Origin of the sequence: Lentilactobacillus hilgardii DSM 20176 = ATCC 8290, from assembly GCF_000159315.1 — a bacterium.
GTDB lineage: Bacteria > Bacillota > Bacilli > Lactobacillales > Lactobacillaceae > Lentilactobacillus > Lentilactobacillus hilgardii.
This window is the reverse complement of the sequence record NZ_GG669992.1, coordinates 635,045-652,096: the sequence shown is the minus strand read 5'-3', so window position 1 is coordinate 652,096 and position 17,052 is coordinate 635,045. Positions and strand designations below refer to the sequence as shown.

Annotated in this window: 13 protein-coding genes and 1 pseudogene; 3 read left to right on the top strand and 11 right to left on the bottom strand. The window is 37.4% G+C overall.

Annotated elements, in window-relative coordinates; genetic code table 11:
* Positions 1-5: 5 nt before the first annotated feature.
* The 4 genes from HMPREF0519_RS02935 to HMPREF0519_RS02920 form a co-directional block, all read right to left on the bottom strand.
* A complete protein-coding gene (locus HMPREF0519_RS02935; RefSeq protein ID WP_003634498.1) occupies positions 6-149 on the bottom strand; it encodes a teichoic acid D-Ala incorporation-associated protein DltX in 144 nt (47 codons plus the stop codon).
* Between the two features lie 83 nt (positions 150-232).
* Positions 233-1,441 carry a serine hydrolase domain-containing protein gene (locus tag HMPREF0519_RS02930; RefSeq protein ID WP_003557354.1) on the bottom strand — a complete coding sequence of 403 codons (1,209 nt, stop codon included), beginning with the start codon at positions 1,439-1,441 and terminating at the stop codon, positions 233-235.
* Positions 1,442-2,130: 689 nt separating this feature from the next.
* Entirely contained in the window at positions 2,131-2,766 is a 636-nt protein-coding gene (locus tag HMPREF0519_RS02925) for a uracil-DNA glycosylase (RefSeq protein WP_003557350.1), read from the bottom strand.
* Positions 2,767-2,843: 77 nt separating this feature from the next.
* Positions 2,844-3,629 carry a glucose-1-dehydrogenase gene (locus tag HMPREF0519_RS02920; RefSeq protein WP_003634494.1) on the bottom strand — a complete coding sequence of 262 codons (786 nt, stop codon included), beginning with the start codon at positions 3,627-3,629 and terminating at the stop codon, positions 2,844-2,846.
* A 234-nt stretch (positions 3,630-3,863) separates the two neighbouring features.
* Here HMPREF0519_RS02920 and HMPREF0519_RS02915 point away from each other — a divergent pair, with 234 nt between their 5' ends.
* Positions 3,864-4,385 (top strand): restriction endonuclease subunit S, encoded by a 522-nt coding sequence (locus tag HMPREF0519_RS02915; protein ID WP_225429114.1) that lies wholly within the window; start codon positions 3,864-3,866, stop codon positions 4,383-4,385.
* A gap of 28 nt (positions 4,386-4,413) precedes the next feature.
* On the opposite strand, the gene HMPREF0519_RS02910 is transcribed toward HMPREF0519_RS02915, so the two are convergent.
* Together HMPREF0519_RS02910 and HMPREF0519_RS02905 are read right to left on the bottom strand one after the other, a co-directional pair.
* On the bottom strand, positions 4,414-5,331 hold the full coding sequence (locus HMPREF0519_RS02910) for a site-specific integrase (RefSeq protein ID WP_003634491.1): 918 nt from the start codon (positions 5,329-5,331) through the stop codon (positions 4,414-4,416).
* Between the two features lie 119 nt (positions 5,332-5,450).
* A complete protein-coding gene (locus tag HMPREF0519_RS02905) occupies positions 5,451-6,173 on the bottom strand; it encodes a hypothetical protein (RefSeq protein ID WP_225429113.1) in 723 nt (240 codons plus the stop codon).
* Positions 6,174-6,279: 106 nt separating this feature from the next.
* On the opposite strand from HMPREF0519_RS02905, the pseudogene HMPREF0519_RS14715 reads away from it, so the two are divergent.
* Both HMPREF0519_RS14715 and HMPREF0519_RS02900 read left to right on the top strand, forming a co-directional pair.
* Positions 6,280-6,786 (top strand): annotated as a pseudogene (locus tag HMPREF0519_RS14715) (restriction endonuclease subunit S); the annotation flags it as partial.
* A gap of 132 nt (positions 6,787-6,918) precedes the next feature.
* Positions 6,919-7,857: a DUF5655 domain-containing protein gene (locus HMPREF0519_RS02900; protein WP_003634482.1), complete on the top strand. Its 939-nt coding sequence runs from the start codon at positions 6,919-6,921 to the stop codon at positions 7,855-7,857.
* Positions 7,858-8,029: 172 nt separating this feature from the next.
* Here HMPREF0519_RS02900 and HMPREF0519_RS02895 read toward each other — a convergent pair whose 3' ends face one another.
* The 5 genes from HMPREF0519_RS02895 to HMPREF0519_RS02875 form a co-directional block, all read right to left on the bottom strand.
* Complete coding sequence (locus HMPREF0519_RS02895) at positions 8,030-9,238, bottom strand: restriction endonuclease subunit S (protein WP_003634480.1); 1,209 nt, start codon at positions 9,236-9,238, stop codon at positions 8,030-8,032.
* Positions 9,231-10,829, bottom strand: a complete 1,599-nt coding sequence (locus HMPREF0519_RS02890; protein ID WP_003634478.1) for a type I restriction-modification system subunit M — start codon at positions 10,827-10,829, stop codon at positions 9,231-9,233. The genes HMPREF0519_RS02895 and HMPREF0519_RS02890 overlap by 8 nt, the downstream gene beginning before the upstream one ends.
* A 15-nt stretch (positions 10,830-10,844) precedes the next feature.
* Positions 10,845-13,718 (bottom strand): type I restriction endonuclease subunit R, encoded by a 2,874-nt coding sequence (locus HMPREF0519_RS02885; protein ID WP_040472641.1) that lies wholly within the window; start codon positions 13,716-13,718, stop codon positions 10,845-10,847.
* A 154-nt stretch (positions 13,719-13,872) separates the two neighbouring features.
* Positions 13,873-15,198, bottom strand: a complete 1,326-nt coding sequence (locus tag HMPREF0519_RS02880) for a glycoside-pentoside-hexuronide (GPH):cation symporter (RefSeq protein ID WP_003634474.1) — start codon at positions 15,196-15,198, stop codon at positions 13,873-13,875.
* A gap of 1,285 nt (positions 15,199-16,483) precedes the next feature.
* Positions 16,484-16,699, bottom strand: coding sequence for a hypothetical protein (locus HMPREF0519_RS02875; RefSeq protein WP_003634469.1), 216 nt, complete (start codon positions 16,697-16,699; stop codon positions 16,484-16,486).
* Between the last annotated feature and the right edge of the window lie 353 nt (positions 16,700-17,052).

The window sequence follows — 17,052 nt, the reverse complement described above, 5'->3', positions numbered from 1 at the left end:
CCCCGTTAAAAGTCATTGTAAATAAATTTTGCTTGATTGATTCCGCTATAATTATATAAATAAAACAGAATCATCATAATCGCAAAGTAAAATAAAGTCGTTAAAACAAATTTTACAACTGGCCTCTGAATCCACTCTAGTAAAGCCATGCAAACTCTCCCCCTTAAAAAAGTCAACACTACATTAAAATAGGTTGGTTAATTTATGCGTTCTACAATCTTAAAATAATGAACTAATTCAGTTTCCCATTCATCACCCTATTAAAGAGTTGAACTGACAAATTTTGAATAGAAGCTGCCGGTCGATAATTATTGCTTAGAAGGACGACGCCATTTTTCCCATCCCGAGATTCCAAGATAGACGATTCATATCCATAACCAATGCCGTGCGACCGGATGCCATTTGTTTGATTGTAGACACCACCTCCATAAGTTGATGAGCTACCTGGTGTATGTAAAATTCTGACATTTGCTAGTGAAATCACTTTCCCTTGTAAAAGACGATGCTCAGCTTTGAAAAGTTCGAAAGCGGTCATGTAAACCTGCCCCGTACCCAATTCGTTATTCATTGAGGCCTGGGTTTCATTAAAGGGCCGTCGATAATTTTGACTGAACTGATTAGCTTTTTGGTAGCGATAACCCGTTGTTTTATAAAGCGTTAAAGGCTGATCCTGAACAAATCCGGTCCCTTTTAGATTCATAGGCTTTATAAACGTTTGTTCAAAATACTTTTTATAGGTTTCCCCAGTCAAACGAGAAATAATACCAGATAATAGAACATAATTAACTGGTTGATACTGCCATTTATCGAATTCGGATTTTTTACTTGATAAATGTTTAACGGCAAATGCCACAACCTGTTTCTCGTTCAATAGCCTGGCCGACCCAACCTCTTTCATGGACAATCCCGAATCCATATCAAGCATATTGCGAATCCGGATATGCGTTGCATTTGAGATTGTCGGGTAGAAATGTGCTAAAGGCGTCTTTAATGATAATTTTCTCTCTTGCACAAGTTTCATAATACATGCAGCAGTTAAAGACTTTTGTATTGACAAAATTTGGAATTCAGAATTGGTTCTATTTTTGATTCTATCCGCGTAATTCGCATATCCAAATGCACGCCGATATAAGAATCGGTCGTTCTTGATAATCAAAGCCGACCCCACAAAATGATTTTTCTTCAAATACATCGTGATATCGTTGGTTTGTGCATCAGCATGATCACCAGACCCTTTAGCCTGAAACTTAACCGTCTCTTTTGGTTTATTTTTGGAACGACTGGCATTTTTTTGGCTGGAAGGACGGTTTCCTTCTGAGCGATTTATCTCAGCCTGGCGTGCGTTTTGCGCGTCTAAATGCTGTTTAATAGCTAAGGCGCCGCCAATAACGATAATCACTAATAGTAAAAGCCCGTAAGCCCAACGACGTCCCCATTTCATGTGTGCACCCCCTTCCGTAAAACCATTTCAAACTTTATTTATCATCAAACTAATTGATAAATAATCATCCTTGCTAAACCAGGAACATGGTCTTAACGTCTTGTCCTGCAACTAATCCTCTGAATTTCTTACATAGCCTCAAGATTACTACAAAAAGTCACTCGAACAAGTAAAATTTTTTTGACAACCTGCTTACATCCCTTGTCCCCCTAAGCAATTGAGCTTTCATAGTCTTTGTGTAAGTTTGTACTTAGTTGCCACTGAGGTTTCCAATTCACTAAAATCGTCAAATCAAGTTAGGTAATCAAAACCGACATTTAGTAATCAAAAGGTTCCTATTTATCCCCCCTTCACTCATTTGAACCTATTATATTCTGCGTGATTTTAATAACAATTAAATTGCTCCAATATTTCCTTCTCTTTGATAAACCTTTAGTATCTTTGACATTCCATTAATATTAATTACCTATATAGGCATATTTTGCTAATTAAATATAACTAGAATTGTTAAAAAGTTAAAAATAAGCTGATGAACCTTCTTTTATCAAGCATACAAAAAAGACACCCAATAACGTTGTAAACAACGACATTGGATGCCCCTTGCGACTTACTTAAGTTAATCACTGAAAATAACGATCTTCATTAATACCATTAGTTAATCGTTACCAAAATGACAGGACGATCGAACATCAACTAAGTACTTGAGCAAGCAGCTTTTTTAAATTGGCTGAATCTTGGTCAACAACTGTCTTCATATTTTTAAACCGTTTAGAATACGAAGGATGATAAAGTGGAAAGATTTTTCGAATATTATCAGTCAATTTAAAGGTATCAGTTGATTTATCGAGGTATTGAATTGGCTGCTCAATCAATTGCCCATGCAAATCTCCGATTTTGGCTTTGTTGCCAAGTAAACGCTGAAGGCTGGCATTGCCCATTGGAATCATCAATAGATCCTTAAAATGAGTCATCTCAAAATCAAACATCGGTGCCCACTGTTTCACTTCTGTGTTGTTAGGCCGCCGGTCGCGTTTACGCCCAGTCTTGCCAATCGAAAACGGTCGCGCACTGACAACCCCTGTAATGTAGATATCCTCACGAGTTAAGCCCAACGAAGCCAGCCAACGGTCGAGTTCTTTTCCGGATGGGCCTTGAAATGGATGTCCTAATTTAACCTCTTTATCTCCCGGTGCTTCACCTAAAAGCAACACCTTGGGATGATAGCCACCTTCTCCGGCAACAAAACCCTCCAAGCGGGGATTTTCTTCCGACTTTTTCTTTCCCCACTCAATCCATTCGGGGGTTAACACGGTGTGAAGTTGCATCTGCACGTACCTCTTTCTTGGTTATTGTCGCACTTTCAAAATACAGGTTGACTACTGATAATTTATCATCAAATTGATTAACCCTGTCCATCCTTAAAAGCTGGATACAGTGTCATCCCACCGTCGATAAACAAAGTAATTCCTGTCACATAGCTTGATTCATCGGAAGCCAACCAAGCTGCACCTGCCGCGACTTCTTCGGGTTTACCGATTCGATTCATCGGCACCATTGAAACCGTTTGATCAAGTTGTGCCTTATCAGCAAATTTCTTCGCATTTATCGGCGTATTGATTGCACCGGGACCAATGGCGTTAACACGAATCCCCTCTTTAGCATATTCCATTGCGATTGTTTGGGTGAACAGCTTCACGCCACCCTTAGCTGCAGCGTAACTGGCAAAGGTAGGCCATGGAATCTGCTCATGTACTGATGAAACGTTAATGATATTGCCCTTTTTATTTTTTCCTTTGAAGTAATTCAGTGCGGTTTTTGCCCCTAAAAAGACACCCGTTTCGTTGATTGAAATAACTTTATTCCAATCCTCCAAAGATAGTTTGTGTGTCGGTGACTTGATTTCCATACCGGCATTATTGACCCAAACATCGAGATCACCAAACTTATCCAACGCCGCACGCAATAATTCCTGATTGCCGTTTTCAGTGGAAACATCGGCTTTGACAATTGTGGCTTGACCACCGTTGTCGGCCACCTCTTCCGCTACCTTTTGAGCACCGGCTTCATCGCTATTGTAATTGATGACAACCGACATATGTTCCTGACCAAACCTGTTGGCAATCGCATTGCCGATTCCCTTTGAGCCACCGGTGATGACAGCAATTTTGTTTTTTAAATCTGTGTACATTTGTTTCCTCCCCCGGAAGTTAATTTAGAGTTCAAACCAGCTTCATCTTTTAAAACAAATTATTGTTACAAATTAATGTTAATCTGACAACGCTGGGAATTCAAGCACAAGTGTTGGTATGTTGGGAGAAAGAGCGTATATGAAGTTGGCCCGATTTAAAATATTAATATTTTCGTGTTTTATATTTTAATAAATGCCATTAATTTTTTGGAGGTCGCTTGGGAACAGCGTAAGTTGGGAGATTGGGGTTACTTTTATTACGGCCATAGCGCTCCGAAATGGTCCGTCGTTGGCGATGGAGGTACGCCGTGTGTTAGGTATGGGGAATTATACACAAAATCTAACAGCAAAATTGATCATATTTATTCACATACCAATATTTCGGTTAAAAATTTAAAATTAAGTAAAGGAACTGAAGTCTTAATTCCTCGTGTTGGAGAAGATCCACTTGATTTTGCACATTGCGCTTGGTTGAGTATACCTAATGTTGCCATTGGAGAAATGATTTCAGTGTTTAATACAAAGCAAAATCCACTTTTTACTGCATATTCTTTTAACTCAATGCTAAAATATGAGTTTGCAAAGCGAGTTGAGGGCGGAGGAGTAGCAAATCTTTACTATGCATATCTAACCAACATACCCGTTTCATTTCCTTCTATGAAAGAACAAACGGAAATAACTCAATTGATTGAAAATTTAATAAGTCTTATCGCTGCCAATCAGGGTAAGCACTTACAAATTAAAAACGCCCTTTAATCTTGTCAGGCGTTATTTTTGACACGTTTTACACTAAACTAGCTAAATGTTTCATAACTTTGTTATTATCTTGGTTCTCCAACTCTTGAATAATATGCAAATAAGTCTGTTGCGTGGTGTTCATATTAGAATGTCCCAGTCTACGGGCAACAGAGGCAATGCTAACACCCGCATACAACAAAAGTGATGCGTGGGTATGCCTAAGACCATGAACAGAAATAATTGGAATGCCGGATTTCTTGCATAGTCTTTCCAGGTAATGATTAATCGTATCGTTATATACTTTTGACCTTACAAATATCGGTTTATCTTCCGATAATTCTTTCGTTAACTGAGAAAACTGAATGACCGTTTGCCAATCCAATTGAATTTTTCTCATAGACGAGAAATTCTTGGTTGGCGCAAACCCAGCCTGTCTTGATTTGTAATCCCAAGTCTTATTAATATTTAACGTTTGTCTGGCAAAGTCAAAATCATTCGGTGTAATAGCCAACGCTTCCGAAAAGCGTAAACCGGTTTTAGTAATGAGCAAAATAAAATAATCCCAGTTTACACCTGCATCTAAAGACAAACTGTCTAACATTAATTGAACTTCATGTTGATTCAAAAATTTTGTTTTGTGTGGTCCCGGCTTCTTCCCCTTTATAATAGCTTTTCGAGTAGGATCTCGTTCTAGGATCCCCTCCTCTAAAGCATCAATCAAAGAGCTTTTAATATGTCGATGAAAGTCCATAACGGTTTGTCTTTCATGGGTTTTCGCATAATCATTAAGCAATTTCTGGTAAGTCAATCTGGATAGTTCACACATCCTCAAATCCGGTGCTAAAGAAACAATTTGTCGGTAAGTCATTTCATATTTGCGGTAAGTGACTTCCCGGACAGCATCTTTTTTGTAAAGGTTCATCCAATCCTGAAAATATCGGTGTAACTTAATATCGCTAGTCATGATATTACCTCCATAAATAAATTAGAGGACACTTCATTTGCAGAAGCCCCCTCTATGTTTATTAAACAGGCAATAGACCATAAAAAGCCAATTTAAACTCTATGATTCCAAAGCACGCATCAACGTGACCATCGACCTAATATGTAACCATCATCGAAGCTACTATCGCCACTGCCTCCTGAAGTTGGCGTGTTGTGCAACCATCGAATTAATTTGATAATTAACCAGAGGACCATCGGCGTAAGTATGACTGCCCAAATATCGCCCCAACTGATACCAGGCTTCATCGTTTTAACGTTGGCAATATGCTTATTAATAAACGGCGAAAAGCGGTTGAAGTATTGATAAGCAATATTCTTATTAACTATCTTCGTCGATAATCCTCGGTGAAGCTGCCAATTTTGGAAATCAGATGTAGCTCCATCTAAATCTTCACTCTTGATTAATTTAATTTGCGTTCCCTTACCAGGATAAGCAACTAAAAGTGAGACATGTATCCCCCATACCTGCGCTTTCGAGTCGACTTTTGTTTCCCAATCATAATCACCATTTTTCGGTGTTGCCTTTTTAGCAATCTTGGTTAAAAGATCCTCACCCAAATTACCAACGTCCGAAGGTCGCCGATTTAATGTATAAACCCAAATTTGTGGTTTATTACCCTCATGCTGCCATTGCTGATTTTGTTGAATAATCTGTTGCTTTTGAGAAGGTTTTAAAAGATTCAATTGATCATGAATCATATACTTCTTCGAATAGGTGGCAGCATGAGCTGTACTGCTATTAATGAAGAATAGTGAAATTACCATACATAGAAAGATCAAAACTCGACTGGTTATTTTCATATACAAACGCTTCTTTCAAGTTCAACAGCATTTTTTCAATTCACGAGAATTCTATTTATTGCAATCCCGAAAATCAACCCGATTTTAACACGCTTGGGAACAGCGTAAGCTAAAGCAACTTGTAAAGTCACGAGACAAAGATCGTATCCCAATAGAATCGGGTAAAAGGCAGGCAGGGAAATACCCATACTATGGTGCTACTGGAATTGTTGATTATGTTAAAGATTATATTTTTGAGGGCACCTATCTTTTACTAGCAGAGGACGGCGCAAATATTTTAGATCGAACCCATCCAATTAGTTATGTCGTGAATGGTAGGTTTTGGGTTAATAACCACGCGCACACTTTTCAAAGCTCTCAAGGCACTGATCTGACATTCTTGGCAGAATCCTTGGAAAGAATACATTATCAAAGATATAACACTGGTACTGCCCAACCAAAACTTAATGCAAAAGTTGTGGGAAAAATAGAAGTATTGTGCCCTACTTCCAATGAACAACGAAAGCTTGGTAAATTATCCTATTTAATTAATGTCCTTATCGCTGCCAATCAACGACGGCTCGATCAGTTACAAAGTTTAAAGAAATATTTGATGCAAAATATGTTCGTCTAATTTTTATTATTTTTAGATACTTATTGCTGCCAATCAGCGATAGTGCAATAAGAGGATTTTGGAAGTGATTTTTAAGTCAGGTTCTCTCTCCTTTTGTGATTATGTATTTTGATGTACGGAAGGTGGTAATCAATGGAACTTTATAAGATAAGTGAGAATAAAAGATTAAAAATCATCAAGCCCGAAGATTTTAAAATTGAACGTGAAATGCAGAATATTGTTCAAGCCAATGTTGAGCCACTTTTTGGAGATAAATTTCTTTCGTCTGAATTTACGGTTGGTAATTATCGATTAGATACAGTAGCTTTCGATGAAGAGCTTAAATCATTTGTAATCTTGGAATACAAGAATATGACTAAATCAAGTGTGATTGATCAAGGGTACTCATATTTAAATACTCTTTTAAACCACAAGGCAGACTTCATCTTACTTTATAATCATTTTTATGGAGTAAATGAATCGGAAAGCTATTTTGATTGGTCTCAAGTAAAAGTTATTTTTGTGGCGAAAGGATTTACTCAGTATCAAAAAGATGCAGTCAACAACCCGGTTTTACCGATTGAATTGTATGAAGTAAACAAGTATACAAATGACTATGTGATTGTTAACAAAATTGAAAAGAATAATTTGGGGCAAACGGCACATACCCATGTTGCGGCAAAACCTAAGTCGGTGCAAAGTGTAAAAGATGTTTCTTCAATCGCACTATATACTGAGGAAGATCATTTAAGTAACGGTTCTGAAGAAATTCGTCGATTATATCAAGCGTTTAAAGATGCCATTCTCTCGTGGGATAGCACAATCGAGGTGAAACCGGTTAAACTTTACGTTGGATTTCGAATTCATAAGCATAATTTCATTGATATTCAGATTCAAAAGAAGCAATTAAAAATATGGATTAATTGCCCTGAAGGAGAGCTCGATGATTCCCTTGGATTAGCACGAAATGTGAAGCATATAGGCCATTGGGGAAATGGTGATTATGAATTAGTTGTTAAGGACGATACTAATTTAGAATATATTTTAAGCCTCGCTAAAAAGGCTTGGAGAGATAAAGAAAAGTTAGGTTGAGCAATAACTTGATTTTATTTTTCCTCAGTATGAGCGTAAGCAAATGGTTAACTGTAAGCTGATAGGGAATTGTATGCCTAAGGATTAGGTGGAAGAGTGTTTTGCATATTATTCAGAAACTTCTAAGAATAGTTATTAATATGTAGAATGTGTGTTCTGGATTTTTGCACTGCTATGCATTGATTGATAATCTTGAATAGTTATCTATGTTTAGTAAGTTATTAAGACGCTGTCGCAGATTGGCAGCGATAGAGAAATCAAGCTTTTGCAATAGTTGAGAGATTGCATTTTGCTCATTTTTAGATGGCATCGTGACCTCTATGGACTTGATTTGTTTGTACTTTAAATTCCATGTATCAGAGGTTAATCCTTGAGAATTTTTTTGGAATTCCTGCAACATTTTCGTAAGTTTAAATAAATATCCCCAAAATCTGACATCTAAACCAACCCGTGGTTTTAAAACTGTATAGGCAGGACTCACTATTCCCAATTCATTAGAAACCCCACTTGCCCCTTGCCACATTCTCATTGAGTTATATGCAATGTCATTAGCATGAACTACTTTATAGTTAGATTTATTGCTGTTAGAATTATCTTTCCTATTTAGGACATTTGCATCAACTATTCCTGAATTAATAGTCACTGAAAGCATCTTAAGTGTTTGACCTTTCGGATTTTCCTTGCGCTCTTCAAATATTTCTCCCAACTTACGCTGTTCCCAAGGATCAGTGAATCCCTTAAACCGCCACTCTTGATTAAAAATCTTTTGCATCAATAACTTTTTAAGTCGCTTTAGTTGTTCAAGCTTACTCTGATTGGCAGCGATAAGTTGATCAGTTAAAAATAAAATTTTACCAATATACTTTTGCTCTTTTTCATCTGGAACGGCTAAGAAATATTTTTGAACCTTATCATAATTTATCCCAAATACTTTTAAACCAGTTCCAACTTTATAAACGTAATGTCTAAAGCCCGGAGACAAAAAAAGATATAAATAATAAACGGGGTCCCCACACTTAAGACGAATAGCTATTGTATGCAATCCTGATACTACTTTTCTTCCCTTGATATTTTTCATTAACATTGGTTCAGCAATTTCTTTATAATCTTCTGAAGCATCTGCCAAAACAATGTCGCCAGTTTGAAGTAGCTGGAAGTCACCTGATTTAATATTAGGCAACCTAAATGATTTATCAACATATTTTCTTGACGAAGTGTGGATATCACCATAATGAATGTATTCAGTATCACTTTCTGGTACTTCATACTTTCTGGGCAAGGAATAGGATTTTAGTTGCTTAAGACCTTCTCCCAACTTACGCTGTTCCCAAGGATCATCAAATCCCTTAAATCTGATTTTAGGCTGTTTTTCCTCACTCATTCTTGAACAACTCCTTAATCTTTGTAAGCTGCTGTTGAGCGACAGGATTCTTACCTTCCAGATCATCCAGCATTGACGAAAATTCTGACTCTAATTTGCTGATTTGTTCGTCCGTGTCCTTAATATCAGCCACCAGTTTGTCCACGTCAACTGGTGGCTCCGGTTCGAACGTATCAACGTATCGGGGAATATTTAAATTGAATTCATTTTCCTTAATCTCTTTAAAGTCAGCAACATGCGCAAACTTTTTAACATCTTTCCGATCTTTGTAAGTATCAATAATCTTTTTGACATTTTCATCAGTTAAGTTATTTTGATTTTTACCCTTTTCAAAATCTTTTGAAGCGTCAATAAATAAAATGTCATGGTTGATTCTACTCTTGTCAAAGACCAGAACAACCGTTGGAATTGACGTCCCATAAAACAAATTAGCCGGCATCCCGATGACAGCATCCAATACATTATCTTTTTCGATCATGTATTGCCGAATTTTACCTTCCGCGGCGCCTCTAAACAGAACCCCGTGAGGCAATACAACTGCCATTCGACCATCTGTTTTCAAGTGATATAACATATGTTCCACAAAAGCAAAATCTGCTTTAGACTTCGGAGCAGTTTTCCCATATTTTCTAAACCGTTCATCATCCAACTTATCGGTTGCGTTCCAATTTGCTGAATACGGTGGATTAGCCACCACCGCATCAAAGGTCCGCTCTGGAAACTGATCATTTTCCAAAGTATCTCCCTGTCTCAAATCAAAACGACTGTAATTAATTCCATGCATTAACATATTCATTCGGGCCAAGTTATAGGTTGTACCGTTTAGTTCCTGACCATAGTATTCGGCAACCTTTGCATAGTCACCTACCCGTAATAGCAGAGAACCGGATCCCATTGTTGGATCATAAACTGTTCGAACTTCTTCCCTATTAAGTGTTACCAGTTGTGACAGCACCTTGGAGACTTGTTGAGGTGTATAGAATTCTCCGGCTTTTTTACCAGCCGTTGCAGCAAATTGGCCAATTAAATATTCGTAAGCATCACCTAAAACATCAATTTTTAATTCATTTTCGTGAAAATCAATATCTGCCAAATTCATCATCACTTTAGCGATCAATTCACTACGTTCGGCAACGGTTGAGCCAAGCCGCGAGGATGCCAAATCCATGTCTTCAAACAAGCCCTTAAAGTCATCCTCTGATTCCTGGCCAATTGTTGAACTTTGAACTTCATTAATTGAATCCTGTAGCATTTCGATATCAAAATTACCGGCTTGAATATGCTGAATCATCGAATCAAACAAAGCCTTTGGTTCAATAAAGAAGCCTAGTGAAGATTTGATTTCAGCAACTAAATCATCTCGATAATCTTCATCTTGATAGGCTTCGCTAAACGTATATGAATCATTTTGCAGTAATTGATTTGCGTACATCTGAACCCTCTCAGACAAGAACCTATAAAAAATCAATCCAAGAATATAATTTCTAAACTCACTTGCATCCATGTTGCCTCGTAAATCGTTGGCAATTGCCCACAGTCTCTTTTGAAGTTCAGCTTGTTGCTGTGCCTGTTCCGTATGTGTCGCTACCATTTTGTGTCTTCCTCTTTACGACATTGCAAATCGTTTGATTGTCTTTTGGACAAACGATTTGATGCGTTTCTTTATTGTTATTTTTTGCTTAAAGTCATAACCTGCTTCACTCAGGGCCCTCATAACCTCCTGAGAATTTGTCCGACCATAAAAATCATAATCACTTAATTGATGGTCGATAATATCCAACGGAATTTTATTTTTTTCAGAGAATTGTTGAATTTCATTCTGCCGACGTTTTGCCAAATACTTATTTAATTCATTACTGACATTTGCGTCAGACTGTAGCTTGGGAATAATTTGATCCAAAAAATCCGCCAACAAATCTGCTTTGGATTTCAATTCCGGATTATCCGCATTATTAAGCATCCGTTTAATCTTATTTGTGTCTGACTTCTTTGATTCCTTGCTGCCAAGATTGATTGACTTAATCAGATTCATAATATATTCAACGTCAATTTTATCCGTCTCCAACAGTTCAATTTCAAAATCAATATCATCAAGAATTGAAGCTTTCTCCCCACCACCGTCTTCTTGCTCAAGCGCCTGGTGGGCAGCAAAATATTTCGAACGATACTGTTCCATTTCCTGTTCAGATAATTGATTTTCAAATTTATCCCAAGAAAAGTCATCATAAACACGTATTTTATTTTGTACCCGCAAAACATCCCTAAATGCCAAAACAAAATCTTTAAGCTTATCTTCACCTTGATTATGAAGGTCGTCCACATCCCCAGGAGTGATCGCAACCTCTTTTAATCGCTTGATTTTATCGTCAAATTGGTCTGCCAGCTCTTGATAGGATGGCACAACTACAAAGTTACCGGAGCCACCGGAAAACAATTTGATAGCATCATCCGTTTCCTTTTTAATATTTCGATAACAAATAATATTTCCAAAGGGTTTGGATTGCTTTTCAATTCGGTTGGTTCTGGAGAACGCTTGAAGAAGGCCCTGCCACTGCAATCTCCTGTCAACGTACAAAGTGGATAGTTTAGGCGAATCGAATCCGGTTAAAAACATATTGACAACAATCAAAATATCAATATTATCATCCGGCGTCTGAGCATTATGCTCTTTCATTCGCTTAGAAATGTCTCCGAAATAATCTGAAAACTTATCCGTACTAAATGCCGTGCCGTATTGATGATTATAATCGTCGATTACTGCATCCAAGCCGTGACGAGATGTTTTAAACTTTTCATCCTGCTTCTTTTCGGCATCCTTTTCATTTTCAGCCCATGTGAATATCGTTGTAATTTTAAGATCACTGTGTGATTCTTCTTTTAGTTTTTTAAACACCTCATAGTATTTAAGTGCCATATTAGTGCTTGAAACCGTGAAAATAGCATTGTATTGCCGATTCTTAGTAACATTATCATGATTCAACATAATATGCGTAGCAACCTGTTTAAGCCTCTCTGGACTTTCAAAAGCCGCTTTGGTATCAATACCGGGAACCTTTTCGTCAGCAATAGTAGTGTCTTTCCCCTTGATTGTTCCGATGTATTGAACACTAAACCCGAGCACATTATGATCCCGAATGGCATCTTTAATAAGGTAATGATGTAATTCTTCATCATAGAGCGTTTCAGTTGTCCGGCCATCTGCCCCTATATTTTCGGAAAAAATCGGCGTACCTGTAAAGCCAAAATGCTCTGAATTCTTAAACCAATTATTGATATTTTTTCTCATCTCACCAAATTGGCTACGATGAGCTTCATCTTCGATAAAAATCACTCGTTGATCATGAAATTGGCTTAATACCTTTTTGTATTTTGAATGACTAATAGCGACATTCATTTTTTGAATGGTTGAAATAATCAGTGGGTCGTCTTTAGATCGTAACTGTTTTACCAGACTACGCGTGTCATCCGTTCTATCCAATGCAGGTTGGTTAGTCACGGATTTAGGTAAATAAGAATTAAAGTTTTTGGCCGTTTGTAGATCCAGATCGGACCGATCGATTAGAAAGATCACTTTCTCCGCATCAGTTTCACGCGTAAGTCGTTGTGCAGACTTAAAGGCGGTGATTGTTTTGCCAGAACCCGTTGTGTGCCAGATAAAGCCATTCTTTTCCGGATGATGCTTAGCTTGGTTCACAATTGCTTCAGTTGCATAGACTTGATATGGTCGCATGATTAACATTCTCTGATTGTCGTTATCAAAAATTGTATATTTGGCAATCATACTGTGCAGTCTTTCCGGCACAAAGAAAGATGATGTAAAGGCATCAATATCATTCAACCAATTATTTTGTCGATCTGTCCAATAAAACATAAAATTGGAATTAAGTTTGCCATCACCATTTGCAAAATACCTGGTTCCATCACCATTCGAGACTACAAAAAGCTGAACAAACCGATAAAGTTGCCGAAAGGATTCGTCACGATAGCGAATGATTTGATGAAATGCTTCAGAAAAGTCTACACCACGCCTTTTTAATTCAATTTGAACGATTGGAAGACCATTAATCAAAATAGTAACATCATAGCGATTAACATACTTCGTATTAATTGTGACTTGATGGGTCACTTCATATGTATTGTTTTGATAATCATGACCATCAAAAAATTCTAAATATAACTGGGAATTATCATCCCGTTGAATCACAATTTTTCCATAGGGCTGAATGTCCGACCCCCTTAACAACTGGGCGATCTCAAAGATATTTCGTGTGCCAACCATTTGATGGAGCACCCGGCTAAACTCAGTGTCGCTTAACGGGGTGCCCTTAAGTCTTTCATCGTTTCGTTCATTTAATAAAGTCCGAAAATGATCAGTTAATTGTTTTTCATCGCTAATTTTGACAGTCTTGTATCCAATTGCGTTAAGCCGGTTCATAAATCTTTTTTCCAGTAACGCTTCAGATTCATATCCTTCACTCATTGATACCAGCCCCCTTACAGATTCAAATATGTAATAACTAATATTCTTCTTTATATTATCATAGCTAAGACTATTGAGGTATACGATTCCAATAAAAATACAGCCAACCATCGTTAGCTGTATTTTTAGACTGTATTAAAAAAGTTAAGAATCACTATTCCTTAATCTCATCCAATATCCGCTGTTCATCGTACAATCTCATTACAAAGTACATTGCTGCATAAATCACCAGCGGAATCCAGACATAATTCACATCAATCATCGTAATTGTTGCGCTATTCTGCGTCTGGTTGGCAACGTATCCAGAAATATGAAACACCCCAGCTGTAATCAAGCCGCCGACTCCCAGCCCGAAATTGACACCAAAATCATCGGTCGAAGCCAAGATGCCCTCTGCCTGAACACCCATACTGACCCCATAACGGATTGTGTCCGCAATCATGATCGACACCAAGCCAATAATAATACCATTACCAATTGAGTTAATAAAGATACCACCAAACAGCGTTGGCATATTGCTTAGATAAACACCAAGTGCAATCACGATTTGACCAACAAAAGCGGCCAAAATGCCACCCATCATGGTGCGTTTTTTACTTTGGGTTCCCGTAATCCGCATGATCAACAGTACCCCAATTAATGACGTAAACGTAAAACCGTTAGCAAGTGGCACCAGATTTTCATTTCCCAAAACATACTTAAAATAGTAGATAGTGGTTTGATTCTTAATCGACGTGACCAGCCAGTACATAAAAATCGACACCGAAATAACAATCCAAGGTTGATTTTTGCGAATCATTGCGGCCACTGACCTCAATGGCTGATGTGCAATATTTGGATTCGCATACCGCTCACGAACGTGGATAAATGTATTCAGAATCAGGATCAACGAAATAATGCCAAACAAGATAATCGTGCCAAGAAAACCTGCCTGTTGATTTCCCTTTCCGAAAAGCGCCACGAGGGGCAATGTAAATACTGCCACTATAATTTGAACCAAGCTGCCAAAGAACTGACGGATCACACCGAGTAACGTCAACTCACGCGAATTTTGCGACATCGTTGGTAAAATCGACGTAATCGGTAAATTAACCGCTGTGTATAAAAAGCCGAGCCCCAAGTATGTAAAATATGCCCACGCCAATTTGCCACCGTATGAAAAATCGGGTGTTATAAACGTAAGAACGGCAAAGATCACATAAGGGAATGCATACCACAGAAAGAACGGTCGACTCTTACCGAATTTAGAATGTGTTCGATCGATCATCACACCAATAATGAAACTTTCCGCCACATCCGCTACTCGAGCTACCACAAATAAAATGGCAACCGCACTGGCACTTAGGCCATAAACGTCCGTGTAAAAAAACAGCAGGTAAGTTGTCATCATTTGAAAAACCAAATTATCAGCCGCATCACTTAATCCGTAACTGATTCGTTCAGGCCAGCGGGTTACCCAACCGGCAGTTGTTTTTGCCATTTAATCACCTGATTTGTTTTAAATTGTCAACATTCTTATTGTTAACAATTATTCTAGGTGTTTCCAGGCATCAATAGCAATCAATTGTCAATTTTTATTGCGCAAAGGCCATAAGAAAAGACCTGAACTTGACGTCCAGATCTTACGGGAAGATTTTTCATTTTATATTGAAGGGTATTCATATACATGAAGTTAGTTAAGAAATCGTTGAGTTAAATAATTATTTGAGGGGTTAATTATTTTACACATTTTCTCGTTACAAACCGCTAAATTCCATCGCATCGCTTCCTTAATTATATTAAGAGAGTGCTGATTTGGCTTTGCATCTCTCTTATTTGATTGTCTATATCATATCGTCCCTAGCTTAACTGAAGCTTAAGCTAAAAATCTTTTTTTATTTTTTCTCGAACTCTTTTAAAGTATAGAAACAAGGAATCAGAATGAATCAGGGCAAATACAATTTTTAAAAATAATTTGACGTTGCCTCTGTCCATTGTACGCAATGACGCTTGGAAATTAATCTTCAACAATGATCAGCTGTCAAATCAAATTGCTAACTCGGCTATTTATATTGGCCGTCCACTTGCACTGTTAGTTGTTCTTTATCTAAAGCTTTAATCTTTTCAAAAGGATCCTCAAGCCTAGAACAGTGATTAAAGCGTTTTGTTGGCAATATGGCCATAAGAAAAAGCCCTGCTATCACAGGACTTTGATTGAGGAAAGAGTTTTCATTATATTGAAGGGTATTCATATCATGAGGTTTGTTAAGAAATCGTTTGAATCTGTGATTATTTGAGGGGTGAGTTTTTTAGTATTTTTCGCATACAACTTGTAACTAGTTAAATATCATCGCATCACTCCTTTCAAAGTTGGCTGGTGTGTAATGAGTTCCAGCTCTCGAACTGGATTAACTCGTATTGTCGGTCTTTAATAGCAACTCCACACAATGATGCGGGTATAATCAAGAGATTTTCTATCATATTTAAACTTTGGTTTGATTTTTGTACTATTTGCTATTGTCATCAATCATCATCCCCTTCGTTCTTGATCATCGTTAAAAGAGGTTCTCCTTTTATTCCTACCTCTTATTTTATTGTTTATATCATATATTCCAGAGCTTAATCGAAGCTTAAAGTGATCAAATATAGTTGATTAATTGTGAGGTCCGTCCGCATAGTACATTGATTGCCTAACTGTAAACACGTCAACTATACGTACCACTGTTGAATTTGACCCATCGGCTGAATTGGTTAGACACCCTTGCATTGACAATACTGCTCATATTTTAGTTACTTATTGGCTCATCAGTATCGTTTTCTTGATTATTCTTTGAATTGTTATTCTGCCCGTAGACAGCCTTATTATTTTTCTGCTCGTTGGCTTTACCATTAACCGTGGTTGGCGTTGTATCTGCATTGACAACAATTGAGCTCGCTGCCGTTGTTCCAAACATTGTCAAGGCAGCCCCTGATGCATATAAAATCTGTTTCATTGTCATCATTTAAAATCTCCCTTCAAGTTAATTCTTTTAATTGAATAGTTAATGATCACGACTTATTTTTATTGAACATTTAAATTTTTAATTATTTAGTTTTTATTTCCAAGTTGAAAGCTCGGTCATTATCGTTATTTTTAGACCATTGGCATCGTCTCCTTTCAAATTTGATTGTCTATAGATTACCTGTAACAGCTTAATCCAAACTTAAATCAGGCCTATTGGCCGAAAAACCATTTTTTTCTTAAGCGTTTCGTTAACTTTTTTAGAAAATGTCAAGGATTGGGACAAGAAAACAGCAGTTTCTTTATGTATCAGAAAGAAACTGCAACTTTTGTGACCTATTTTTCACCACATAG